The following is a 24,958-nucleotide window of genomic DNA, read 5'->3' as shown; positions in this document are numbered from 1 at the left end:
CCAACTGCCTCGTTGGCAGGGCAGTGGCGGCGCCGCGCTACACCGTCTTGCGGTGCATCCACTTGTGCCAGGCGCGGGTTTCGGAGCTGTAACCGTTGCGCCGGAAGGCCTGCATCATCGGGACGTTGAGGACGTCGGTGTCCGAGAGCATCCCGGTGAATCCGAGTTCACGTGCCGTGCGGCTGGCCAGTTGCAGCAGTTGGTCGACGTAACCTTGGCCGCGATGATCCGGGTGCACCGCGATGTAGCTGATCGTGCCGACGTTCTCCTCGAACTCGCCGACGGAAACGAGACCCACGGCCTGCCCCTGAGCGTCTTCTGCGAGCAGCCACGTGGAGTCCTCACAGGCCGCCAGGAACGCGGCCGACCAGGCGGACGGTCCCATCGCGGCCATCGCGTCGGCGTCGACCCGGTCCAGCGTGCCGGTCGAGCAGCTCTCGATGACCTCGACGAACTTCTCGCGCCCGGCCTGCGCCAGGGTGCGGACGGTGGTCCGGTGCGGCGCCGGCAGCTCCTGGCCCTCGTCGCCCCACCAGAACCCCTCCTTCTCCTGCCACAGCTCGAAACCGCAGGACTCGAACAAGGCGACGCGTTTGGCCGGGTCCGGATGGACCTCCACGTTGGTGGAGGCGTTGAGCACGGTGCCGGGTTCCGCCGACGCCGTCGCGGCCTCCACGATCAGGGCCGCGGCGTCGACACGGCCGGGCTGCCAGCGGACGGTGACCAGCCGGCCCGTCTCGTCGCCCATCCACGACTTCGCCATGAGATCTCCGGTCGCCACCGTCACGCCGGCGTCGATGGCGGCGAAAGGGGTTCTGGGGCCGAGCGGATGGCCGTCGAGGACGTCGTCGAGCCGGGTGATCACGGTCAAGAGCTGCTCCTGCGGTTCGGAGGTGTTCTTCGCGGCCAGCGATCGTATCGGCCACAGGAGAGGCGCGGAATTCATTTAGGAAAGCGCTCAACCAGAACAAGACTGCGCATTTCTTCACGCCGTGGACTCGCGCACCACGAGCCGGCACGGCTGCCGGACGACACCCGCGGCGGGAACTCCTTCGAGCGCCGCGAAGAGGTGCGTCACGGCGGTCGTGCCGAGCTGCTGGAGGTTGAGGTCGATCGTGGTGAGCGGCGGCCGGCAGTCCGCGGCGAAGATCTCCCAGTTGTCGTAGCCGACGATCGCGACGTCGTCGGGCACGCGCCGGCCGAGGTCGGTGAGGGCCTGGGCGACGCCGCTGGCGATCTGGTCGTTGCCGCAGAAGATGGCGTCGACCTCGGGCGTGGTGGTGATCAGCAGGCGGGCGGCGTGCCGGCCCCAGCGTTGCGACCACTCGCCGTGCAGTGGCTGGCCACCGGCGAGCGACAGGCCTCGCTCCTCCAGGACGGTGTGGACGGCGGCGGCGCGATCACGGGCGGCGCGGTAGTGCTGCGGGCCGGTGATGTGGGCGATGTGCTTGCGTTGCAACGCCATCAGGTGTTCGATCGCGAGCCTTGCCCCGCCCGCGTCGTCGGAGACCAGGCTGAGGTCGTCCGGGTTGCTCGAGCGGCAGTACACGTACACGGCCGGCACCGGGATGTCTGCGGTGAGCGATGTGCGGACGTCGTTGCTGTCGCCCACGACGATGAAGCCGTCGACCTGGCGGGCCAGCAACGTGCGGATGTAGTGGTTGCGGCGGATCGCGTCGCCGCGTGTGTCGCACAGCAGCACGGACATCTCCTTGTCCGACAACGCGTTCTCCGCGCCGAGCAGGATCGGGATGGCGAACCGGCCGTCGAACTCGTCGGTGAGCAGGCCGATGGCGCGGGTGCGGCCGGCTACCAGGCCCTGGGCCAGAACGTTGGGCTGGAAGGAGAGTTCGGCCGCCGCCCGCAGCACGCGCGCCCGCGTGGCCGCCGCCACCTCGCCGCGGTCGTTGATCGCCTTGGACGCGGTGGCGATCGACACGCCTGCCCGCTTCGCCACGTCCCCGAGCGTCACTGCTTCGGAACGCCGTCTGCCCATCGAAATCCTTTCGAACCGAGATTCGACTGCGTATTCGATGATTTCTGCTCCTGATGGGGCATTGTCGAAATCGTTTTCGGTCTCCAGAGTGCGTGGTGTGGCAATGATGCGCAACACCCAGTCGATCCGCGGACCGGTGGTCCCGTCCCGCGGACCGGTACGTCCATTGGGGACGGACGAGGTGAGCATCACCGGTGGTTTCTGGGAACCCCGGCAGCGGGTCAACGGTGAAGCGACGATCGGCCACGCGCTGCGGTGGATGGACGAACTGGGCTGGACCGGCAACTTCCGCACGGTCGGCAACGGTTCGGGATCACGGGAGCGGAAGGGCAGGGAGTTCTCCGACTCCGAGGTCTACAAAATGGTCGAGGCGATGTCGTGGGAACACGGCAGATCCCCGAACGCAGAACTCGACACGCGCATCGAAGCGCTCACGTCCCAGTTCGCCGCAGCCCAGGCCGAGGACGGCTACCTCAGCACCGCGTTCGGCCGCCACTGGCAACGCCCCCGCTACACCGATCTCGCCTGGGGCCACGAGCTCTACTGCGCAGGGCACCTGCTGCAGGCCGCGGTCGCCAGGACGAGGACCGCGGGCGCCGGGCCGTTGCTGGACGTGGCCCGCCGCGCCGCGGACCACATCTGCGAGACCTTCGGCAGCGAGGGCGTCTGCGGGCATCCGGAGATCGAGACCGCGCTGGTGGAACTCGCACGGCTGACGGGGGAGCAGCGCTACCTCGACCAGGCCGCGTTGTTCGTCGACCGGCGCGGGTATCGCACTCTGCCCGCGCACGAGTTCGGCTGGTCCTACTTCAACGACGACGTCCCGGTGCGCAAGGCGACGGTCCTGCGCGGACACGCGGTGCGTTCGCTGTACCTGGCGTGCGGCGCGGTGGACGTGGCGGTCGAGACCGGCGACGACGACCTGCTGGGTGCGGTGGCCGAACAGTTCGACCGCACGTGGGCGCGCCGCACGCACATCACCGGCGGCATGGGCTCACGCCACCAGGACGAGGCGTTCGGCGACGACTTCGTGTTGCCGGCCGATCGCGCGTACGCCGAGACGTGTGCGGGCGTGGCCACGGTCATGCTCGCCCAACGACTGCTGTTGGCCACCGGCGACAACCGTTATGCCGGTGTAGTGGATCGTGTGCTGCACAACGTGATCGCCGGCGCGATCGGCGACGACGGCCGGAGTTTCTTCTACGCCAACACGTTGCACCAGCGCACTCCCGCACAACCGGCGAACGGCGGTGAACGGCTCGACGTCGGCGGGCTCAGGGCGCCGTGGTACGAGGTGTCGTGCTGCTTGCCGAACATCGCACGGTTGCTGGCAAGCCTCTCGTCGTACCTCGTCACCGCCGACGACACCGGGCTGCGCCTGCACCAGTACGCCGACTGCGACGTCGAGACCAAGCTCGCCGACGGCCGTCCGGTCGGCGTGGAGGTGCGCACGTCGTACCCGGAGGACGGAGACGTGGTCGTGCGGACGACCAGGAGCGGCGGGCCCTGGTCGATCACCCTGCGCGTCCCCGACTGGGCGACCGGGGCGGTGCTCGTCGTGGATCACGAGCGCCGCCCGGTCGCGCCAGGAGACGTCGTCCTGACCCGCGACTGGAGTGCGGGGGAGGAGATCCGGCTGGAGCTCCCGACGCGACCGCGGTTCACCTGGCCGGATCCCCGCGTCGACGCGGTGCGCGGCTGTGTCGCGGTCGAACGCGGGCCGCTCGTGCTGTGCGCTGAGTCGTTGGGGGAGAACGATCTCGACGCGCTGCGGGTCTGCACCGGGCACGACCCGGAGCAGGCAGGTGACGGCGCGGTGGTGCGGGCCGCGTTCGACGCCTCGCTCGATTCCTCGTGGCCGTACGGCGAACCGTCGGCCAGACCGGGCACGCCCGCTCCGTTGCGCCTCATTCCCTACCACCGCTGGGCGCGCCGAGGCCCGTCCACGATGCGGGTCTGGCTGCCCACCGCCTGACGTCTCAAAGGAGAGACCGTGAAAGCGATGCTCGCGGCAGTCACGCTGCTGCTGGCCACCGCCGCGTGCGGTGCGGACGAAACCGGTGCCGCCGACGACGGCGCGACCCTCACGTTGTGGACCCGCGCGGCGACCGAGTCGGTGTCCAAGGCCTACGCCGACGCGTACAACGCCTCGCATCGCAACAAGATCGAGGTCACCGCGTACCCCAACGAGGAGTACCCGGCGAAACTGGCCTCGGCCGCGGGCGCGAAATCGTTGCCGGACCTCTTCGCCGCGGACGTGGTGTTCGCACCGCAGTACGCCGCGCAGGGTCTGTGGGCCGATGTGTCCGAGCAGTTCAAGTCCTTGCCGTTCAAGGACTCCGTAGCCCCCTCTCACGTGCGTGCGGGCACGTGGGAGGGCCACAACTTCGCCGTGCCGCACACCATCGACCTGTCGGTGATGCTCTACAACAAGGACCTCTACGCCAAGGCAGGTCTCGATCCGGAGAAGCCGCCACGCACGCTCGGCGAGTTCGCCGAGCACGCCCGCAAGATCGACAAGCTCGGCGAGGACGTCCACGGCACCTACTTCGGTGGCAACTGCGGAGGTTGCATCGAGTTCACGCTCTGGCCCTCGGTCTGGGCCGCCGGCGGTGAGGTGCTGGACGCCGACGGCCGTAGCGCCCGGATCGACTCACCCGAGATGGCCGAGGTGTTCGCCGTGTACCGCGACCTCTACGACGAGGGCGTGGCATCGCCGGGGTCGAAGGGCGAGGCAGGCCCGACGTGGCTCGGAGCGTTGCAGGGAGGGAAGGTAGGCATCGCACCCGGTCCGTCGGTGTGGCTCGATGCCATCGAGGCGAAGGGCGTGAAGACCGGTCTCGCGCCGATTCCCGGCATCACCGGCGGCGAGTCCACGTTCCTCGGTGGTGACGCGATCGGCATCGGTGCCACGAGTGCGAAAACCCAGCAGGCGTGGGACTTCCTGGCCTGGACGATGTCCGAAGAGGCGCAGGTCGAGGTGATCGCGAAACGCAAGGGCGTGCCGTTCCGCACCGACCTCGCGTCGAACAAGTACTCGTCGGCGGATCCGCGGCTGGTCACGGCCAACGGACTGGTGGCCAAGGGGAAGACGCCGTACGCCCGCAACTTCAACGCCACGTTCAACGACCCGCAGGGGCCGTGGCTGACCACCGTGCGCGGCGCGCTGTTCGGCAACGCGACCTCGGCGCTGATGGCGGGCAACGAGGCGATCACCAAGTCGTTGCGGCAGGAGTGAGTCGTGCGCAGGCGAGCGGTGACCGGAGCCCTCTACGCGACACCCGCCGCGGTGCTGGTGGGGCTGTTCTTCGTGGTTCCGCTGCTGCTCGTCGTCTGGATGTCGGTGCACCGCTGGCCGTTGCTCGGCATACCGAGGTTCAACGCGCCGGACAACTACACCGCCATCGTGGACAACGCGCTGCTGACGTCCGCAGCCTGGTTCACCGTCCGGTACACCGTGCTGATCACGGTGCTGTTGTTCGTGCTCGCGTTCGGACTCGCGCTGCTGGTGCAGAACCGGCGCAAGGGCGTGGGGTTCTTCCGGACCGCGTTCTTCCTGCCGATGGCGGTGGGGTTCGCGAGTGCCTCGCTGCTCTTTCTCGGCCTGCTGAGCGAGGAGATCGGCCCGTTCCCGCACACCGGTGACAGCCCGGCGCTGGGATCGGCCGTGCTGCTGGTGCTGTGGCGGTTCGCCGGGTTCAACATGCTGATCCTGCTGACGGGGTTGCAGGCGATCCCGGTCGACGTCTACGAGGCCGCGCGGATCGACGGCGCCGGCCGCTGGCAGACGTTCCGGCGGATCACCGTGCCGTTGATGCGGCCGACGATCGCGCTGGTGCTCACGATGATGACCACCGGCTCGCTGCTCGCGTTCGACCAGTTCTGGATCCTGACCAGGGGAGGCCCGGACAACAGCACCACGTCGCTGGTGATGGTGATCTACCGGGAGGCGTTCGTCCGGCTCGACCTCGGTTCGGCTGCCGGGATCTCGGTCGTGCTGCTGGTGCTGCTCGCGGTGTTCAGCTCGGTCCAGCTCGCCGTCCTGCGCAGGAGGTCGGCATGAGGACCTACTACTTCACGGGTACGGCGCTCGCGATCCTGTTCCTGTTCCCGCTGGTGTGGAGCGGATGGGCGTCGGTGCGCACGGACACCGGGTTCGGCGCGGAGAACTACCTGCAGCTCTTCACCTCCGCCAACGGCATCCGGCCGGTACACGTGCTCAACAGCGTGCTGGTGAGCGCGATGACGGTCGGCGGCACGCTGCTCGTCGCCACGTTCGCCGGCTATGCGTTCGGACGGTTCCGCTTTCCCGGCCGTGACGTGCTCTTCCTGCTGACGCTCGCGATCCTGATGGTGCCGTACGCGACGATCCTGATCGCGCTGTACGTCCTGCTCGGCTGGCTCGGGCTGGAGGACTCGCTGATCGGCCTCAGCCTGGTGCTGATCGTCTTCCAGCTGCCGTTCTCGGTCTTCATGATGCGCAACAGCTTCGAGGCCGTGCCGATCGAGCTGGAGGAGTCGGCCAGGGTCGACGGGTGCACGAGCTTCGGCACGCTGGTGCGGATCATGCTGCCCGCCGTCCGGCCCGGTCTGGTGACCGTGGGGCTGTTCGCGTTCCTCACGTCCTGGAGCGAGTTCTTCGCCCCGTTGATCCTGCTCAACTCCACCGGCAAGTTCACCGCGATTCTCGCCGTGGTGAACATGCGCACCGCGAGCCACGGCTCGATCGACTACGCCGCCCTGGAAGCCGGTGTGGTGTTCATGGCGGTGCCCTGCCTGGTGCTCTTCGCGTTCATGCAACGCAGCTACGTCCGGGGGTTCACCTCGGGCGCCCTGAAAGGTTGAGGAGGTCGGCATGACCCGACTGTGGAAAGGATTCGTGGCCGCGCTGTTCGCGGCGGTGATGGCGGTGAGCGTGGCGGCTCCGGCCAGAGCGGACACGTGGAACCCGCCGTCCAACCTGGTGACTCCGCTCAACCAGGTGTGGCAGCACGTGGAGAGCACCTACGGGGACCTCTACGGCTTCCGCAACTACGGCTGGGACCAGCTGTTCGTCAACCGCGGCTACCTGAACTTCTGCGTGCGCTGGGACTCGCCGCAGCCGGTGACCGCACAGCAACGAGACGCCGTCCACGCGCAGCTCGCGCGGCAGTACAAGAAGTGGATGGACGCGATGGCGGGGCACAACAACTTCCCGTACGCGTCTGTGCCGATCAAGGTCGTCGGCTGGGCGGTGCGCGACCGCAACCAGCTGAAGTGGACGGACAACTCGGTCGACATCTACGTCAACGACATCCGCGAGAACGCACCGCAGTGCTCGGAAGGCTGCGGCAGGTTCTTCAACCGCACCGGCACCTATCCGCGTTGCCCCGGTGGCGTGGCGCGGCACTACGACCAGTCGTTGTGGCTCACGGCCGGCTTCGGCGGCGGGGCCGGCGGTGACTGGGGGCAGCGGATCGGCAGCGAGTACTACATGGGCAACCTGAACTCGTCGGACGTGCACATCCTGCTGCACGAGATAGGCCACACGTTCGGTCTGGACGACTTCTACGACTGGACACCGACCGGCGTCGGCGGGTTCATCATGAAAGCCGGTAGTTCGACCGTGATCACCGAGTTCGACAAGTGGATGCTGCGTGACTTCTGGCGGCATCTGAAGAACCGGTACGGGTTCTGATGAACTTCCCTTCTCGACGTGCAGTTCTGCGTGCGGGCGCGCTCGCCGTCGCGGCGACGGCGTTGCCCGCACGCGCGCTCGCCGCGGCACGCCCCGACTTCGGGGTGTCCGCCGAGCTGTTCCCGCTCGGTGCGGTGACCCTGCTGCCCGGACCGTTCCGGGACAACACCACGCGCACCCACGCCTATCTGAAGTTCCTCGACGCCGACCGGTTGCTGCACACGTTCCGCCGCAACGTCTCGCTGCCGTCCGAAGTCGTCCCTTGTGGAGGGTGGGAGTCGCCTTCCACCGAACTGCGCGGGCATTCGACGGGGCACGTGCTGACCGCGCTGGCCCAGGCGTATGCCGCCACGGGTGACACGGCGTTCGCCACCAAGGCGAACTACCTGGTCGAGCAGCTGGCGGTGTGCCAGGAGCGGGCCAGGATCGGTGGTTTCAGCACCGGGTACCTCTCGGCGTTCCCGGAGAGCTTCATCGGCCGGGTCGAGGCGCGCGAACAGGTCTGGGCACCGTACTACACCCTGCACAAGATCATGGCGGGTCTGCTCGACGTGCACGTGCTCATCGGCAACGCGCGGGCGCTGACGGTGTTGACCGGCATGGCGGCGTGGGCGGGGTGGCGCAACGGCAGGCTGACCCAGGCGCAGCGGCAGAACATGCTCGACACGGAGTTCGGCGGCATGAACGAGGTGCTGGCCAACCTCTACCAGCTGACCGGTGACCCGGCGCACCTCACCACCGCCCAGTACTTCGACCACGCGGAGATCTTCGACCCGCTGGCGCAGAACCGCGACGCGTTGAACGGCTACCACGCCAACACCCAGATCCCGAAGGCGATCGGCGCGATCCGCGAGTACCACGCAACCGGTTCGACGAGGTACCGCGACATCGCGAGCAACTTCTGGGAGATCGTCGCCGGCGGGCACAGCTACGCGATCGGCGGCAACTCCAACGGCGAGTACTTCAAGGCACCGGGCCGGATCGCGTCCGAACTGTCGGACACCACGTGCGAGTCCTGCAACTCCTACAACATGCTGAAGCTCACCGCGCAGCTGTTCCGCGGCAACCCCGCCGACGCGCGGTACTTCGACTTCTACGAGAAGACGCTCTACAACCACCTGCTGGGTGCGCAGAACCCGGACTCGGCCCACGGCCACCACAGCTACTACACGCCATTGCGTCCCGGCGGCATCCGGACGTACAGCAACGACTACAACGACTTCACCTGTTGCCACGGCACCGGGATGGAGACCAACACTGGCCACACCGGCCGTATCTACGCCCACTCCGACACCGCGCTCTACGTCAACCTGTTCATCGCTTCCACGGTGAGCTGGCGAGGTTTCACCGTGCGACAGGACACCTCCTTCCCGGAGACCGCGGCCACGAAGCTGACGATCACCGGCTCCGGAACGTTCGAGCTGCGCGTGCGCATCCCGAGTTGGGCCGCGGGCGCGCAGATCCGCGTCAACGGAACACCGCAGGCGCCGGTCACGCCGGGTTCGTACGCCTGGATCAACCGCACCTGGTCGAACGGCGACGTCGTGGAGGTCAGCCTGCCGATGACGTTGCAACGGGAGTCCACTCCGGACAACCGCGCGGTGCAGGCCGTCAAGCACGGACCGATCGTGCTGGCGGGCGCCTACGGCACGACCAACCTCTCAACGATGCCGGCACTGCAGCCGTCGACGATCAAGCCCACGCCGACGCCGCTGCAGTACACAGCCACGGCGAGCACCGGCCAGGTGACACTGCTGCCGTTCTACAAGGTCCACGGGCAGCGTTACACCGTCTACTGGACCGTCGCCGAGACGTCGACGTTCATCGCGCATTACCCGTTCGACGGCAATGCCAACGACGCCACCGGCAACGGCCTCACCGCCACCCTCGCCGGAGGTACGGCCTGGACGACCGGCCGCAGCGGGCAGGCGGTCGACCTGTCCGGTTCCGGTGCGCACGTCGCGCTGCCCTCTGGCCTGCTCGCGGGCGCGGCGGCGTTCACGATCGCCACCTGGGTCCGCCTGGACGCGGTGACGACCTGGGCACGAGTGTTCGACTTCGGGTCCGGCACCGGGTCCTACGCCTTCCTGACTCCGCGCAGTTCGGCGGGCGGGGCGAGATTCGCCGTCACCACGGGCGGCGCGGGCGCGGAGCAGCAGATCAACGCCCCCGCGCCGCTTCCACAGGGCGTGTGGACGCACGTCGCGGTGACGCAGAACGGCGATCTCGGCGTGCTGTACGTCAACGGTCTCGAGGTCGCGCGCAACGCGGTGCTGACGTCGAGGCCCGGCAACACCACTCAGAACTGGATCGGGCGTTCCCAGTACGCGAACGACCCGTTCCTCGACGGCGCCGTGGACTCGTTCCGGGTCTACGGCCGCGCCCTCACCGCCGCCGAGGTCGCGAACCTCCACTCCACCGGCTCCTAGAAGGAGGATCGATGCGCGCCACCCTGGTGGGCGCCGCGATCACATTGCTGGCGGGCGTTGTCGTGGCAACGCCCGCGAGTGCGGCGAACCCGATCATCACCTCGGTCTACACGGCCGATCCGGCCCCGCTGGTCGTCGGCAACACGATGTACGTCTACGCCGGGCGGGACGAGGCCGCGTCCGGTCAGTCGAACTTCCTCATGCGCGAGTGGCGGGTGCTGTCCACCACCGACGCCGCCACCTGGACCGACCACGGCGCCAAGGCGAACATCGGAACGTTTCGCTGGGCCGGCGCCGACGCGTGGGCCGGCGAAGTCGAACCGCGGGGCGGCAAGTACTACTGGTACACCTCGGTCAACGGCAACGGCGCCGGGTGGATGGACATCGGCGTCGCGGTCGGCGACAGCCCGCTCGGCCCGTTCACCGACGCCAAGGGCGGGCCGCTGATCAGCGACAGCACGCCCAACTCGTCCGGGCTCAACATCGACCCGACGGTCTTCACCGACGACGACGGCCAGGCCTACCTGTACTGGGGCAGCTACTGGGGCGCGCGGGCGGCGAAGCTCAAGCCGAACATGATCGAACTGGACGGCCCGGTCATGACCCCGCAGGGCCTGACGGACTTCTGGGAAGCGCCGTTCATGTTCAAACGCAACGGCCTCTACTACATGATCTACGCGGCCAACGACACCAACGGCTGCGTCACGTCGTCCAGTTACGCCTGCCAGCGCTACGCCACCGCCACGAACCCGATGGGGCCGTGGACGCATCGCGGCGTCGTGCTCGGCCAGGTCTCGTCGACCACGAACCACGCGGGCGTCGCGCAGTTCAACGGTCAGTGGTACATGGTCTACCACAACGCCCAGGCTCCCGGCGGCGGCAACTTCCGCCGGTCCGTGGCCGTCGATCTGTTGCACTTCAACGCTGACGGAACGATGCAGCGGGTCGTGCAGACGGTGGCTGGCCCGCCACCGAACCCCGGTTCCGGCACTGGTGGCAACATCGCCCCGAACGCCACCGTCAGCACCTCGTACGTGTCGCCGTGGGAGACCATCGCCGCGGTCAACAACGGTGGTGCGCCGGCGAGTTCGGCGGACAGGTCGAACCTGGTGTACGGCAACTGGCCAGAGCAGGGCACGCAGTGGCTCGAGTACACCTGGCCGTCCGCTAGATCCATCAACCGCACGGCCGTCTACTGGTTCGACGACAACCAGGGCATCGACCTGCCTGCGTCGTGCCGCGTGCAGTACTGGACCGGCAGCGCGTACGCCGACCTGCCCGGCTCGTGCGGGACGGCCGCGAACACCTTCAACACCAGCACGTTCCCCACCGTGTCCACGACCCGGCTGCGGTTGAGCATCACCGCGAAGACCGGCCTTTCGACGGGAGTCCTGGAATGGCAAGCATTCGCCGCCTGACGGCACCCGCGCTGGCCGTGGTGCTGATCGCGGGCGGGCCGGCACCTGCCTCGGCCGCGCAGCCCATCGGTTATCCCTCGTTCACCGGACCGTCGATCCCGGCACCCCCGGTGGGGTACAGCACCGGCAGCACCATGCGGGCGATCTACGACGCCGAGAGCGCCGGCACCGACTTCTGGATGGACCGGCTGCTGGCCCGTCCCGGCAACGACCCGGCCGGCAACTTCCTGATGACCCGCGGGCGCGGGTTGTTCATGTACACGCACAACCCGGCGGTGATCGGGTTCGGCGGCAGATCCGCCTACTGGGACGACCTCAGCGGCCAGAACGCCTACTCGGTCGTCGTGTCACCGGGCACGTTCACCGAGCAGGTGAACAGCCGCGTGCAGAAACCCAGCCACTACAAGGGTGTCTTCACCAGCGGCTCGATCCGGGTGGAGACGACCAAGTTCATCACGCACAACAACGTGGCCGTGACGAACCTGGCGGTCGTGAACACCGGCGGCTCGCCCGCGACGCTGCAGCTGCGCGCGACCTCGCCGTACGCGACGACGGCCAGCGGCAACGAGCTGACCGGCAGCCGGCCGGTGAAGAACAACCTCACCACGATCCGGCCGCGTCTCGCCGGCGACGGGTTCGGGGTGAACAACGGCGGCCTGGACCGGTCGATCACCGTCGGCGCCGGCCAGACCGTCACCACCAAGGTCGCGATGGGCTTCCTGACGACCGAGATCCCCGAGTCGTCGACCGAGTACCAGTCCTACCGCGGCTACTCGCCCGAGACGGCGTTCGCCACCCACGTGCGCGCCTACAACCGTTGGTGGGCGGACAACATCCCGTACATCGACGTGCCCGATCCGGCGATCAAGAAGAACGTCTACTACCGCTGGTGGTTGATGCGCTTCAACCACCTCGACGTCGACATCCCCGGCCAGGACTACCAGTTCCCGATCTCGGTCGAGGGCGCCACCGGCTACAACAACGCGATCGTGCTCACCCAGCCGATGCACATCGACGACCTCAAGTACCTGCGCGACCCCGTCTACTCCTACGGGCCGTGGCTCTCCGCCGGACAGACGTCCAAGGGCGGCCGGTTCATGGACAACCCGGGCGACCCGGAGAACTGGTCGAACTCCTACACCCAGTACATCTCCGAGGCCGCGTGGCGCAGCTACCAGGTGCACGGCGGCCAGCCCGCGATCGCGGCCCTGCTCGCCCGGTACGCGGAAGGCGACGCCAAGGGACAGCTGTCGTTCTACGACACCAACAACAACGGTGTCATCGAGTACGACTGGGGTGCGCTCACCGGCAACGACGCCGATGCGGTGTCGTTCGACTGGCGGGCTGGCCGGCTCGACCGTGCGGAGACGGCCTACGTGTGGAGCGGAGCCGTTGCCGCACAACAGGCCTACGCACTGGCCGGCAACAGCGCGAAAGCTGCCGAGATGCAGACGCTGGCGGACCGCATCCGGTCCGGGGTGATCAACACGCTGTGGAACCCGTCCCGGCAGCTGCTGGAGCACAAGCACGTCGCCACGAACACGCACGTGCCGTGGAAGGAAATCAACAACTACTACCCGTTCTCGGTTGGCCTGATGCCGAACACCGACCAGTACAAGCAGGCGTTGCGGCTGTTCAGTGACCCGGCCGAGTACCCGGTGTTCCCGTTCTACACCGCGAACCAGCGGGACAAGGCGGCGGCAGCGGCGGCGGGTCACCCCGGCTCGAACAACTTCTCCACCATCAACTCGACCGTGCAGTTCCGGCTGTACTCCTCAGTGCTGCGCAACTACCAGAACCAGTGGATGAGCGCGGAGGACTACAAGAAGCTGCTGTACTGGAACACCTGGGCGCAGTACATCGGCGGCAACACGCAATGGCCGGACGCCAACGAGTTCTGGGCGGACTGGAACGGCAACTCGATCCAGTACCGGTCGTGGATCCACCACAACATCCTCGGCAGCAGCAACTGGACCGTCGTCGAGGACGTCGGAGGGTTGCGGCCGCGTACGGACGGGCTGATCGAGTTGTCCCCGATCAACATCGGCTGGTCGCACTTCGCGGTCAACAACCTGCGCCACCGCAACACCGATCTGAGCGTGGTGTGGGACGACCCGGCCGACGGCGTGACCCGTTACAACGGTGTCCCGCAGGGATATTCGGTGTATCTCAACGGAACCCGCGCGTTCACGGTGGACCGGCTCACCCGCGTGCTCTACGACCCGGCGACCGGTTCGGTGACGTTGCCTTCTGGCGGTTCGGTGACCTACCAGACTTCGGTTCCCGGTGTCCGCGCTCCTCGAGACGTCGTGCAGAACAGCGCGCGGGTGGTGGACGTCTTCGCCAAGGCGGGCGTGGACCTGACCTCGTCCCGGCCGAACCTGGCTCAGGGTCCGTCGGCCTCCTACACGGCGTCCGGCACGTCAGTCGGCGCCGCGGTGGACGGGTTCCCGATCAACGACCCGATCTGGGGCAGTTCCGGCTCGCCGAACGCGACCGACTGGTTCGAGCTGAACCTCGGCCAGCAGCGTTCGGTCAGCGAGGCACGGCTGTACTTCCGCGACGATCGCGCGGGCAACCGTTATCGCGCACCGGCTTCGTACCAGGTCCAGTACTGGAACGGCAGCGGATGGGCCGACGTGGCCGGACAGGTGAGAACACCGGCCACTCCTCGCGCCAACTACAACCTCGCCCAGTTCACCCCGGTCAGCACGCAACGACTGCGGGTGCAGATGACTCACGCCAGCGGTTTCCGGACCGGACTGACGGAGATCAAGTTGTATTGAACAAGCACAAAGGACGTACATGACAATCGCACGTCGTTTGACAGCGCTTGCGCTGTGTTCGGCCGTGGGCACGGGTTTCGCCACCGTGCCCACGGCCGCGTCTGCGGAACCCGCACCGCGGAACGCGGTCACGGTGCGCATCGACCCGTCCTACCAGCAACCGGAGTTCGAGGGCTGGGGGACGAGCCTGGTGTGGTTCGCCAACGTCACCGGCGGCTACCCCGAGCCCATCCGCCGCAAGCTCGTCGACCTGTTGTTCGGTGAGGACGGACTGCGCCTGAACATCGCGCGGTACAACATCGGTGGTGGCAACGCGCCGGACGTCCGCAAGGACTACATGAAGACGGGCGCGACCATGGAGGGCTTCTGGAAGGCTCCTCCCGGCACCACGCGCACGGACGTGGACTGGTGGCGCGCGGACAACCCCGAGCACTGGAACTTCGATGCGGACGCCAACCAGCGCTGGTGGGTCGACCAGATCAAGCGCAAGATCACGAAGTGGGAGGCGTTCAGCAACTCGCCGCCGTGGTTCCAGACCGTCAGCGGGTACGTCTCGGGCGGTTTCGACGCGAACACCGACCAGATCCGCCGGGACCGCGTCGACGACTTCGCCACCTACCTGGCGCGTGTGACCCAGCAGCTGGAACGCGCGCACGGCATCAAGTTCGACACGCTCGCGCCGTTGAACGAGCCCAACACGAACTACTGGGGCACCCAGATCGGTCCGGACGGCCAGCCGACCGGTGGACGCCAGGAGGGTGCGCACGCCGGACCTGAGCTCCAGCAGGAGGTCCTGCTCGCGACGCGGCGGGCGCTCGACGCGCTTCGATCGCGGGTCGGAGTGTCCGCAATGGACGAAACGAACCCCGGGACGTTCGTGCGCAACTGGAACGGGTACGGCCCGGCGCGGGACGTGATCGACCAGCTGAACGTGCACACCTACGGCACGGGCCAGCGCACCAGTGTGCGCGACATCGCGAAGGGTGCCGGCGAGAAGCTCTGGATGAGCGAGGTCGAGGGCACCTGGGGCAACGGCACCACCGACTACACGAGCATGGAACCCGGCCTGGGCATGGCGACCAGGATGCTGGAGGACATCCGCGAGCTCGAACCGTCGGCCTGGGTGTTCTGGCAGCCGATCGAGGACTCGATCCCGCAGCAGGCCGCGGGCAAGAACTGGGGCAGCATCCACATCCCGTTCAACTGCAGGGGAACGGACACGCTGGAGTCCTGCCCGATCAGGACCAACTCGAAGTTCGACACGATTCGCAACTTCACCCACTTCGTGCGGCCGGGGGACCGGTTCGTCAAGACCGACGACCCGGCGACCGTCGCCGCGGTGAAGCGCTTCGGTGTGGACGCGACGGTCGTGCACGTCAATAGCGGCAGCACCGATCGCTCGGTGACGCTGGACCTCTCGCGGTTCGGACTCGTCTCGCCGCTGGCCAGGGTGACCCCGGTGGTCACGAACGCGGCGGGCGCGCTGGTGCGCGGCAAGCCCGTGCGGGTGACCGGCAAGTCGGCCACGCTCGCGGTCCCGGCGAAGTCGGTCACGACGTTCCTGGTCGACGGGGTGGCCGGGGTGTCCGGTGACGCCGCGCTGGTCCAGCCAGGTCACGTGTACCGGATCGCCGCGGGCGGGAAGTCGGTGCAGCCGTCCGACGACTGGTCGAAGGCGGTGCTGGGCACCTCCGACACGTCGAGTGCGCGTCAGCTGTGGTCGGTGCGGAAACTGGGCCTGGGCAACGGAAACCGCGAGCGGTACGAGATCGTGAACGCGGTGAGCGGAACCCGGCTGGCCGCTTCGGGCGACTCCATGGTGTTGCAGCCGGCCACGGGCACCGCCGCGCAGTGGATCATGTCCACGACCGGTGACGGTGGCTGGACGTTCGTGAACGCCGCCACCGGCCTGCTGCTCGACGGGACCGGTGAGACGGTGTCGGCCAGGACCCCGACCTCAGGCGTGAGCCAGCGCTGGACCCCGGTCGACGAGACCGTGCTGCGCACCCACGACGCCGCCGTGTTCACGGTTCCCAAGCTGCAGCCCGTGTTACCTCAGACCGTGACGCCGGTGTACCCGGACGGCGCCCGAGGTGCGCTACCGGTGGCCTGGGACCTTCCACCGGACTGGTGGTGGCAGCAGCCTGGGACCGTTCGCGTGCACGGCACGGCGACGGACGTGCTCGGGCGGAAGCTGCCCGCGCTCGCCGTGGTCACGGTCGACACGATCGCGTCGACGCTGCCGGCTCGAGCGAAGACCTACGTCGGCGGGCGGCCTGAGTTGCCTTCCACCGTCACGGGCATCGGCAAGCGCGGCGGCAGGGCCGAACTCCCCGTCACGTGGGACTCCGGCGTGTTCGACCACGTCGGAACGGTGACGGTGACCGGGCGTGCCCAGGTCGTCGACGGCAGCACGGTGGCCGCGACGGCGGTCGTGCAGGTCACCGAACCCGTCGAGGTGAACGCGGCGCTGGACGCGGCCGTCGCGGCGACCTACACGGAGTCCGGCTATTCCGCGGACCGGCTGCGCAACGGCGTCACGGAGGAGAAGGCGTGGTCGAACTGGAGGTCCGGGACCAAGAACCCGGCCGACACGATCACGTTCACCTTGCCGAAGATCCGTGATCTCACGCGGGTCGCCGTGCATTCCTACCGCGACGGCGAGGGCGGTGTCGCCAAGAGCCTCAAGGTGCAGGTGCGCTCGGTGGACGGTGCGTGGATCGACGCGAGCGGCGAGGTCGAGGTGACTTCGCTGAGGACCGAGGTCGTGCTGAACCCGTCACCTCCGGCGACCGCGGTGCGGGTCGTTCTGACCGCGCGCCCGTCCGGGTACCTCACCCTCGGTGAGATCGAGGTGCTGGCGAAAGCGCCGACTCCGTGAATTCCGGGTAATTCGACCTGACAGTACGGTCGAATCGATTCGAAAACACGCGCGCCATTGAACTGAAGAGCCCGCCGCCGGACACTCGCGAAAATAGCGGAGAAGGGAATTCTCAATGCGGAGAGCTCTCGCGGGTGCACTGGCGGCGGTGACGACGGCCGCGCTCGTCGTGGTGGCACACACGGCGGGCGCGGACCACTCCGCTGCCGCGGCCGAAACGTACTCGTGGGGCAACGTCGACATAGCCGGCGGCGGGTTCGTCTCCGGCATCGTCTTCAACCAGCGCGAGCCGAATCTGGTCTACGCGCGCACCGACATCGGCGGCGCGTATCGGTTGAACCCCCAGACGAACAGGTGGATCCCGCTGCTCGACCACGTCGGCCTCGACAACTGGGGGCTGAACGGCGTGGCGAGCATCGCCACCGACGCCGTCGACCCGAACCGCGTGTACGTCGCGGCGGGCATGTACACCAACAGCTGGGATCCCAACAACGGCGCGATCCTGCGTTCGACCGACCGCGGTACCACCTGGCAGACCACGACGTTGCCGTTCAAGGTCGGCGGCAACATGCCCGGCCGCGGCATGGGGGAGCGGCTCGCGATCGACCCGAACCGCAACAGCGTGCTGTACTTCGGCGCGCCCAGCGGCAACGGCCTGTGGCGCAGCACGGACTTCGGTGCCACGTGGGGCAAGGTGACGGCGTTCCCGAACCCCGGCAACTACGTCCAGGATCCCAGCGACCCCAACGGTTATCTCAACGACAACCAGGGCGTGCTGTGGGTGACGTTCGACCCGCGCACCGGAAGCGCGTCGACGGCGACACAGACGATCTACGTGGGCGTGGCCGACAAGCAGAACAACGTCTACCGCAGCACGAACGGCGGCTCGACGTGGGAACGCGTGGCCGGACAGCCCGCGGGTTTCCTGCCGCACAAGGGAGTCCTCGAAGGCGACACGCTCTACCTCGCCACGAGCGACACCGGTGGCCCGTACGACGGGGCCAAGGGCGACGTCTGGAAGCTGAACACCGCGACCGGCGCGTGGACGCAGATCAGCCCCGTGCCGTCGAGCAGCGCCGACAACACGTTCGGCTACAGCGGCCTGACCGTCGATCGCAAGAAGCCCGGCACGCTGATGGTCGCGACGCAGATCGCGTGGTGGCCGGACGTGACCTTCTTCCGCAGCACCGACTACGGCGCCACGTGGACGCGGATCTGGGACTGGACGAGCTATCCGAACCGCAGCTTCCGCTACAAGATGGACATCAGCGCGTCGCCGTGGCTCGACCTCGGAGCGAACCCCGCGCCGCCCGAGGTGTCCCCGAAGCTCGGCTGGATGACCGAGTCGCTGGAGATCGACCCGTTCAACTCCGACCGGATGATGTACGGCACCGGCGCCACGCTCTACGGCACCACGGACCTCACCGCGTGGGACCGCGGCACCCAGCTCACGATCAGGCCGATGGCGGCCGGGCTCGAGGAGACCGCGGTGAACGACCTGATCAGCCCGCCGTCCGGACCGCCGTTGATCAGCGCGCTCGGGGACATCGGCGGGTTCCGGCACGACCGGCTGGACGCGGTGCCGGCCAGGACCTTCACCCAGCCCTACTTCACCACCACGCGCAGTCTGGACTTCGCCGAACTGAACCCCGCGACGATCGTGCGCGCCGGTGACTTCGACAAGACCAGCAGGCCCAACGACAACCGGGTGGCGTTCTCGACCGACGGCGGCGCGAACTGGTTCCAGGGTCAGGAACCCGGCGGCGTCACCGGTGGCGGCACCGTCGCGGCGGCGGCCGACGGCAGCAGGTTCGTCTGGAGTCCCACGGGAACCGGCGTGCACCACGCGACCGGCTTCGGCAACTCGTGGGCGGCGTCGACCGGCATCCCGGCGGGCGCGGTCGTGGAGTCGGACCGCGTGAACCCGATGAAGTTCTACGGCTTCGCGGCGGGGAAGTTCTACGTGAGCACCAACGGCGGTGCCGCGTTCACCGCGACGGCCGCGACCGGGCTGCCCACGTCGGCTCGCTTCAAGGCCGTGGCGGGCAAGGAAGGCGACGTCTGGCTCACGGGCGAGGGCGGGTTGTGGCGGTCCACGGACTCCGGTGCGAGCTTCGCGAAGGTCTCCGGTGTCGCGAACTCGCTCAACATCGGGTTCGGCAAGGCGGCACCGGGACGTGCCTATGCCGCGCTGTACCTGATCGGCGAAGTCGGTGGCGTCAAAGGCGTTCTCCGGTCCGACGACACGGGTGCGAGCTGGGTGCGGATCAACGACGACCGGCACCAGTACGGCAACATCCAGGACGCGATCACCGGTGACCCGAGGGTGTACGGCCGCGTCTACCTCGGCACGAACGGGCGCGGGATCGTGCTCGGTGAGATGACCGGAACTCCGCCCACCACAACGACTACGACCACAACCACCACAACCACCACGACGACGACCACCACAACGGGCTCGCCGCCGGGAACCGGGTGTGCGGTGAAGTACACCGTGTCGAGCCAATGGCAGGGCGGCTTCAACGGTGCCGTCGACATCATCAACACCGGATCGGCGGCCGTCACCGGATGGACGCTGAAGTGGTCGTTCGCCAACGGCCAGGTGGTCAGCCAGGTGTGGAACGGCAAGTTCACCCAGACCGGCGCCGCCGTGACCGTGGCCAACGAGAGCTACAACAAGGAGATCAAACCGAACGGCACCGTCGGTTTCGGGTTCAACGCGAGCTGGACGGGCACCAACGCGAAACCGGTGGCGTTCTCGCTGAACGATCGGCCTTGCGCGATGCCGTGATCGTCCGGTGGCGTCGAATCCAGGTCGAAGAATTGCCGACGCGGTGTTCGATTTATTCGACGCTAATGTTTGTCGCGGTGAAGCTTCCGGCTTTGCAGAGCACTTTTCCGTTCGATGATGCACGGAAGGGCAAGCGCGATGAACAAGACCATGCGCGCCGTGGTGGCGGCATTGGCCGCCACCATGGCGTTCTCGCTGGGTTCCCCGGCCGCGTCCGCGGCGGCCTGGTCGTCCTCGGACAAGTGGGGCACGTGGAACAACGGCGGCTACATCGTCCGCAACAACATCTGGGGCGGCGGTGCCGGTCCGCAGTCGATCTGGGCGAACTCCTACAGCAACTGGGGCGTGTGGGCGAACCACCCCAACACCGGCGGGGTGAAGTCCTATCCGCACGCGGGCAAGGCGCTGAACAAGAAGCTCAGCTCGATCGGCTCTCTCCGCAGCAGTTTCAACGTCAGCGTGCCCGGCTCGGGCGCCTACGCGACCACCTATGACATCTGGGCCAACAACAACGCCTACGAAGTCATGATCTGGATGAACAGGACCGGCCCGGTCGGCGCCATCGGGTCGCGCCAGGGCACGTTCTCCGTCGGCGGCCACACCTGGGACGTCTACCGCGGCTCCAACGGCGCCAACGCGGTCTTCTCGTTCCTGCGGACGTCAAACACGTCGTCCGGCTCGGTCGACCTCAAGGCCGTCATGAACTGGATCCGCACCCGCGGCTGGTGGGGTGACGTCACCGTCGGCGAGGTCCAGTTCGGCTACGAGATCACGTCGTCGAGCGGTGGCAAGAACTTCACGACGAACAGCTACTCGGTGTCTGGAGGGTGATCGGTGATGCGACGGACAACGATGTCAGCACTGCTGGCGGCGATTCTCGTCGCGGGCGGCGTTCCCGCACTGGCGGGCGAACCGGCGGTCACTTCCGATCGCGGGCTCGTCAGCATCCGGTCGGTCCACGGCGACGGCAACTTCGTGTCGTGGCGGCTGCTCGGTTCCGACGCCACTGATGTGGCGTTCAACGTCTACCGCGACGGCGTGAAGGTCAACCGCGCGCCGGTGACGACGGCGACGAGCTATCTCGACGCGGGTGCGCCCGCGACGGCGTCCTACTCGGTGCGTCAGGTGAGCGGAGGCGTGGAATCGGCGGCGGCCACGCGTTCCGTCGGCACCCTGGCGACGAGCAGGGACGTCCCGATCCAGAGTCCGGGTTCCGGCTACGTGGCGAACGACGCGTCGGTCGGCGACCTGGACGGCGACGGCGAGTACGAGATCGTCCTCAAGTGGGATCCCGCCGACGCCAAGGACAACTCGCAAGCAGGACGCACAGGCAACGTGTACCTGGACGCGTACAAGCTCAACGGCACCCGGTTGTGGCGCATCGACCTCGGCCGCAACATCCGCGCAGGTGCGCACTACACGCAGTTCCAGGTCTTCGACTACGACGGTGACGGCCACGCCGAGATCGCCGTGAAGACCGCGGACGGCACGCGGTCGGGCACCGGGCAGGTGATCGGCAACGCGAACGCCGACCACCGCAACAGCGACGGTTACGTCCTGACCGGGCCGGAGTTCCTCTCCGTGTTCCGCGGCACGGACGGCGCGGTGCTCGACACCGAGAACTACCTGCCACCGCGCGGAAACGTCTCGTCGTGGGGTGACAGCTACGGTAACCGGGTCGACCGCTTCCTGGCCGGCACCGCGTATCTGGACGGCTCCCGGCCGAGCATCGTGATGGCCCGCGGGTACTACACCCGCAGCGTGATCTCGGCGTGGGACTTCCGCGGCGGGCAGCTCACCCAGCGCTGGACGTTCGACTCGGCGTCCCAGTCGAACCGGGCGGCCTGGGAGGGCAAGGGCAACCACCAGCTGTCGGTCGCCGATGTGGACGGCGACGGCCGCGACGAGATCATCTACGGCTCGATGGCCATCGACGACAACGGTCGTGGCCTGTGGCAGAACAACACTCACCACGGCGACGCCCTGCACGTCGGCGATTTCATCCCGTCCAGGCCCGGCCTCGAGGTCTTCAAACCGTCGGAGTGGACGAACGAGGTCACGCACTGGATGGGCGACGCGCGCACCGGCCAGATCATCTGGAGCGCGCCGTCGTGCGGCTGCGACAACGGCCGTGCGGTCGCCGCGGACATCTGGGCCGGCAACCCCGGCGCAGAGGCGTGGTCGGCCTCGGTGGGCGGGCTGCGCAGCGCCACCACGGGCGGCCAGGTCGCCGCGCGGAAGCCGGGCTCGATCAACTTCGTGATCTGGTGGGACGGCGACGCACAACGCGAGCTGCTCAACGGCACCACGATCGACAAGTACGGCCCCAACGGTGACACGCGGCTGCTGACGGGTTCGGGCGTGGCGTCCAACAACGGCACCAAGTCCACGCCGGCCCTGCAGGCCGACATCCTCGGCGACTGGCGCGAGGAGGTCGTCTGGCGGACCTCGGACAGCCGGGCGCTGCGGATCTACTCCACGACCGAGCCGACGACCATCCGGCGGCCGTCGCTGATGGAGGACCGGCAGTACCGGGAAGCCGTGGCGTGGCAGAACACCTCCTACAACCAGCCGCCGCACCCGAGCTTCGCCTCACCCTGATCGTCCCGCGCGACAACTGAACACCGAATCCGCGGACGGGTCGCCCGTCCGCGGATTCGGCCTGCCCGCATTCGCACGTCAATTATTCTGTTTTATGCCTGTGAATTGCACGCTTTTCACCGTTGTGAATCTTCCGCATTAATTCTTGCGGCCCGGAAAGGGTGTGCGTTAGCTTGCCTGGGAGCGCTCCCGTAAATCCTTCTTTTCGCACTCGGGGAGAACTGTGATGAAAGCGAAGTCCATCGCCGCGGCGTTGGCCGTGGTCCTGGCGCTGCCGTTACCCGCGTCCGCCGCCGACACCGTGCTCTACGTGTCGCCGTCCGGCCGTGACAGCGCGACCGGCACGATCTCGGACCCGACCACGCTGACGTCGGCGATCACCAGGATCGCCGCGGGCGGCACCATCTACCTGCGGGGCGGCACCTATGGCCTGGCAGGCACGGTGACGATCCCGCCGACCAACAACGGCACGGCGAGCGCCCGCAAGAAGCTGACCTCCTACCAGGGCGAGAAGCCGGTGCTGAACTTCTCGGCGCAGGCAGAGGACCCGGCGAACCGCGGTCTGGCGGTGAACGGCTCGTACTGGCACGTCTACGGTCTCATCGTCGAACGGGCAGGTGACAACGGCATCTTCGTCGGCGGCAGCAACAACATCCTGGAACGCACCATCACGCGCTACAACCGCGACACCGGCCTGCAGCTCTCACGGATGCTGTCCAGCACCCCGAAGAGCCAGTGGCCCGCCAACAACCTCGTGCTGAGCGCCGAGTCCCACGACAACCGCGACTCCGACGGCGAGGACGCCGACGGGTTCGCCGCGAAGCTGACCGTCGGCTCCGGCAACGTGTTCCGGTACGCGGTGTCGCACAACAACATCGACGACGGCTGGGACCTCTACACCAAGTCGGACACCGGCGCGATCGGCCCGGTGACGATCGAGGACTCCCTGGCGTACAAGAACGGCACGCTGAGCAACGGCGGCCAGGCCGGCAACGGCGACCGCAACGGCTTCAAGCTCGGCGGCGAGGACATCGCCGTGCCGCACGTCGTCCGCCGCACCATCGCATTCGACAACGGCAAGCACGGCTTCACCTACAACCGCAATCCCGGCGCCATGGCCGTGTCGAGCAACCTCAGCGTCGACAACGACGAGCGCAACTTCTCGTTCGACGCGGGCAGCACGGTGTACCGCGGCAACACTTCGTGCCGCAGCAGCAAGGGTTCCAACGACAAGACCGTCGGCAACGCCGACAGCTCGAACCAGTTCTGGACGGGCACCAACGGTTCTCGCTGTGCTGGTTTCGCCGGCGCGCTCGGGTGGTCCTTCGCCTCCGACGGCAAGCTGCTGGTGACTCTCGGCGGCAAACCGGTGGTGCTTTAGAGGAACTCCCGCAGGTGACGTAGTTGCGTTTCGATGTGGCTGGTGGGCGTGGTGTGCTTGCCGAACGGCGACACCGTGATCTGTTTGGGCGCGCGGACCTCGTGGTACGCGGCGTACACAGTGGACGGCGGGCACGTCTCGTCCATCAGCCCGACGCTGAACAGGCACCGCGCGGTGATCCGGCGGGCCAGCAGCGCGCAGTCGACGTAGCGAAGCGTTTCCATCGCGGCGGGCACGAGCGCGTCCTGCTGGGCGAGGAAATCGCTGATCTCGGTGTACGGCGGGGTGCCGCCGATCCTGATGGCGCGGTGCAGGTCGCACAGGAACGGCACGTCCGAGTGGCAGACCTTCACCTTGTCGGTCAGCGCCGCGGCGGCGAGAGCCAGTGCGCCGCCCTGGCTACCACCGGTGACGGCGATGCGGTCCGGGTCGGCGCCGGGCAGCTCGGCCGCGACGTCCACGGCCCGTGCCGCGTCGAGGTACAGCCGGGTGAAGTAGTAGTCCTCGGGACTTCCGATGCCCTTGGTCATCACGCCGGGGTGCTCGGGGCCGGTGCCCGCACCCGCGTCGGCCGTGGCGCCCACCGACCACCGGCCGCCCTGGCCCCGGCTGTCCATCACGAACGTCGCGAAACCCAGGCTCGGCAGCAACGTGTGCTGCGCGGGCATACCGCGGCCGCCGCCGTAGCCGATGTACGTGACCACCACCGGCAGCGGGCCGTCGCCCGGCGGGCGCAGGTACCAGCCGCGCACGGGATGGCCGTGCGCGCCGGAGAACTCGACGTCGTACACGGACAACGGCCGGTAGAGCTCGGGTTCGTGCGGCGTCAGCACGGCGGGCTTCGCCTCGGCCGCCGTCCTGGCGAGCTGGCCGGCCCACCACGCGTCGAGGTCGGCGGGTTCCGGCGTGGTGACGCGGTGCCGGAGCAGTTCTTCCTCGGAGAGGTCGACGACGGGCACTTGCTTCCTCCCTAGTGCCGCGACTGGCTGCCTTTGCCC

At 68.0% G+C, this 24,958-nt stretch carries 16 protein-coding genes; 13 read left to right on the top strand and 3 right to left on the bottom strand.

All coding sequences use genetic code 11. The features are described 5' to 3' along the window. Window positions 1-37: 37 nt before the first annotated feature. Window positions 38-865, bottom strand: coding sequence for a GNAT family N-acetyltransferase (locus ACWGE0_RS04015; RefSeq protein WP_452259851.1), 828 nt, complete (start codon window positions 863-865; stop codon window positions 38-40). Window positions 866-985: 120 nt separating this feature from the next. Next, entirely contained in the window at window positions 986-1,996 is a 1,011-nt protein-coding gene (locus ACWGE0_RS04010; RefSeq protein ID WP_452259408.1) for a LacI family DNA-binding transcriptional regulator, read from the bottom strand. Between the two features lie 103 nt (window positions 1,997-2,099). Between ACWGE0_RS04010 and ACWGE0_RS04005 the strand changes: the two genes are divergently transcribed. The 13 genes from ACWGE0_RS04005 (at window position 2,100) to ACWGE0_RS03945 (ending at window position 23,960) form a co-directional block, all read left to right on the top strand. Next, window positions 2,100-3,971, top strand: a complete 1,872-nt coding sequence (locus ACWGE0_RS04005) for a glycoside hydrolase family 127 protein (RefSeq protein WP_452259407.1) — start codon at window positions 2,100-2,102, stop codon at window positions 3,969-3,971. Between the two features lie 27 nt (window positions 3,972-3,998). Further along, entirely contained in the window at window positions 3,999-5,234 is a 1,236-nt protein-coding gene (locus ACWGE0_RS04000; protein ID WP_452259850.1) for an ABC transporter substrate-binding protein, read from the top strand. A gap of 3 nt (window positions 5,235-5,237) precedes the next feature. After that, a complete protein-coding gene (locus tag ACWGE0_RS03995; protein WP_452259406.1) occupies window positions 5,238-6,059 on the top strand; it encodes a carbohydrate ABC transporter permease in 822 nt (273 codons plus the stop codon). Continuing rightward, window positions 6,056-6,841, top strand: coding sequence for a carbohydrate ABC transporter permease (locus ACWGE0_RS03990; protein ID WP_452259405.1), 786 nt, complete (start codon window positions 6,056-6,058; stop codon window positions 6,839-6,841). Before ACWGE0_RS03995 ends, ACWGE0_RS03990 begins: the two co-directional genes overlap by 4 nt. A gap of 10 nt (window positions 6,842-6,851) precedes the next feature. Then, a complete protein-coding gene (locus ACWGE0_RS03985) occupies window positions 6,852-7,673 on the top strand; it encodes a hypothetical protein (protein ID WP_452259404.1) in 822 nt (273 codons plus the stop codon). Next, on the top strand, window positions 7,673-10,102 hold the full coding sequence (locus ACWGE0_RS03980) for a beta-L-arabinofuranosidase domain-containing protein (protein ID WP_452259403.1): 2,430 nt from the start codon (window positions 7,673-7,675) through the stop codon (window positions 10,100-10,102). The genes ACWGE0_RS03985 and ACWGE0_RS03980 overlap by 1 nt, the downstream gene beginning before the upstream one ends. An 11-nt stretch (window positions 10,103-10,113) precedes the next feature. Continuing rightward, window positions 10,114-11,520: a glycoside hydrolase family 43 protein gene (locus tag ACWGE0_RS03975; RefSeq protein ID WP_452259402.1), complete on the top strand. Its 1,407-nt coding sequence runs from the start codon at window positions 10,114-10,116 to the stop codon at window positions 11,518-11,520. Continuing rightward, the gene (locus ACWGE0_RS03970) at window positions 11,499-14,306 is read left to right on the top strand and encodes a discoidin domain-containing protein (protein ID WP_452259401.1); all 2,808 of its coding nucleotides are present in this window, start codon (window positions 11,499-11,501) and stop codon (window positions 14,304-14,306) included. The genes ACWGE0_RS03975 and ACWGE0_RS03970 overlap by 22 nt, the downstream gene beginning before the upstream one ends. Window positions 14,307-14,325: 19 nt before the next feature. Next, window positions 14,326-17,187 (top strand): glycoside hydrolase, encoded by a 2,862-nt coding sequence (locus tag ACWGE0_RS03965; protein WP_452259400.1) that lies wholly within the window; start codon window positions 14,326-14,328, stop codon window positions 17,185-17,187. Window positions 17,188-17,302: 115 nt separating this feature from the next. Next, window positions 17,303-19,978, top strand: coding sequence for a cellulose binding domain-containing protein (locus tag ACWGE0_RS03960; RefSeq protein WP_452259399.1), 2,676 nt, complete (start codon window positions 17,303-17,305; stop codon window positions 19,976-19,978). A 138-nt stretch (window positions 19,979-20,116) separates the two neighbouring features. Beyond that, entirely contained in the window at window positions 20,117-20,809 is a 693-nt protein-coding gene (locus tag ACWGE0_RS03955; RefSeq protein ID WP_452259398.1) for a glycoside hydrolase family 12 protein, read from the top strand. A 6-nt stretch (window positions 20,810-20,815) separates the two neighbouring features. After that, a complete protein-coding gene (locus ACWGE0_RS03950) occupies window positions 20,816-22,579 on the top strand; it encodes a rhamnogalacturonan lyase (protein ID WP_452259397.1) in 1,764 nt (587 codons plus the stop codon). A gap of 226 nt (window positions 22,580-22,805) precedes the next feature. Continuing rightward, window positions 22,806-23,960 (top strand): right-handed parallel beta-helix repeat-containing protein, encoded by a 1,155-nt coding sequence (locus ACWGE0_RS03945; RefSeq protein ID WP_452259396.1) that lies wholly within the window; start codon window positions 22,806-22,808, stop codon window positions 23,958-23,960. Here ACWGE0_RS03945 and ACWGE0_RS03940 read toward each other — a convergent pair. After that, window positions 23,957-24,919, bottom strand: coding sequence for an acetylxylan esterase (locus ACWGE0_RS03940; protein WP_452259395.1), 963 nt, complete (start codon window positions 24,917-24,919; stop codon window positions 23,957-23,959). The genes ACWGE0_RS03945 and ACWGE0_RS03940 overlap by 4 nt on opposite strands. Window positions 24,920-24,958 lie beyond the last annotated feature (39 nt).

It is taken from the genome of Lentzea sp. NPDC054927 (assembly GCF_053610285.1).
The sequence above is the reverse complement of the archived record's forward strand: the minus strand, read 5'-3'. Positions and strand labels throughout refer to the sequence as shown.

Coding starts and splice junctions, on each gene's coding strand:
- ACWGE0_RS03955 (WP_452259398.1), top strand. CDS start 20,117: ATGAACAAGACCATGCGCGCCGTGGTGGCGGCATTGGCCGCCACCATG.
- ACWGE0_RS04000 (WP_452259850.1), top strand. CDS start 3,999: ATGCTCGCGGCAGTCACGCTGCTGCTGGCCACCGCCGCGTGCGGTGCG.
- ACWGE0_RS04005 (WP_452259407.1), top strand. CDS start 2,100: ATGATGCGCAACACCCAGTCGATCCGCGGACCGGTGGTCCCGTCCCGC.
- ACWGE0_RS04010 (WP_452259408.1), bottom strand. CDS start 1,996: ATGGGCAGACGGCGTTCCGAAGCAGTGACGCTCGGGGACGTGGCGAAG.
- ACWGE0_RS03980 (WP_452259403.1), top strand. CDS start 7,673: ATGAACTTCCCTTCTCGACGTGCAGTTCTGCGTGCGGGCGCGCTCGCC.
- ACWGE0_RS03975 (WP_452259402.1), top strand. CDS start 10,114: ATGCGCGCCACCCTGGTGGGCGCCGCGATCACATTGCTGGCGGGCGTT.
- ACWGE0_RS03945 (WP_452259396.1), top strand. CDS start 22,806: ATGAAAGCGAAGTCCATCGCCGCGGCGTTGGCCGTGGTCCTGGCGCTG.
- ACWGE0_RS03950 (WP_452259397.1), top strand. CDS start 20,816: ATGCGACGGACAACGATGTCAGCACTGCTGGCGGCGATTCTCGTCGCG.
- ACWGE0_RS03970 (WP_452259401.1), top strand. CDS start 11,499: ATGGCAAGCATTCGCCGCCTGACGGCACCCGCGCTGGCCGTGGTGCTG.
- ACWGE0_RS03965 (WP_452259400.1), top strand. CDS start 14,326: ATGACAATCGCACGTCGTTTGACAGCGCTTGCGCTGTGTTCGGCCGTG.
- ACWGE0_RS03985 (WP_452259404.1), top strand. CDS start 6,852: ATGACCCGACTGTGGAAAGGATTCGTGGCCGCGCTGTTCGCGGCGGTG.
- ACWGE0_RS03960 (WP_452259399.1), top strand. CDS start 17,303: ATGCGGAGAGCTCTCGCGGGTGCACTGGCGGCGGTGACGACGGCCGCG.
- ACWGE0_RS03990 (WP_452259405.1), top strand. CDS start 6,056: ATGAGGACCTACTACTTCACGGGTACGGCGCTCGCGATCCTGTTCCTG.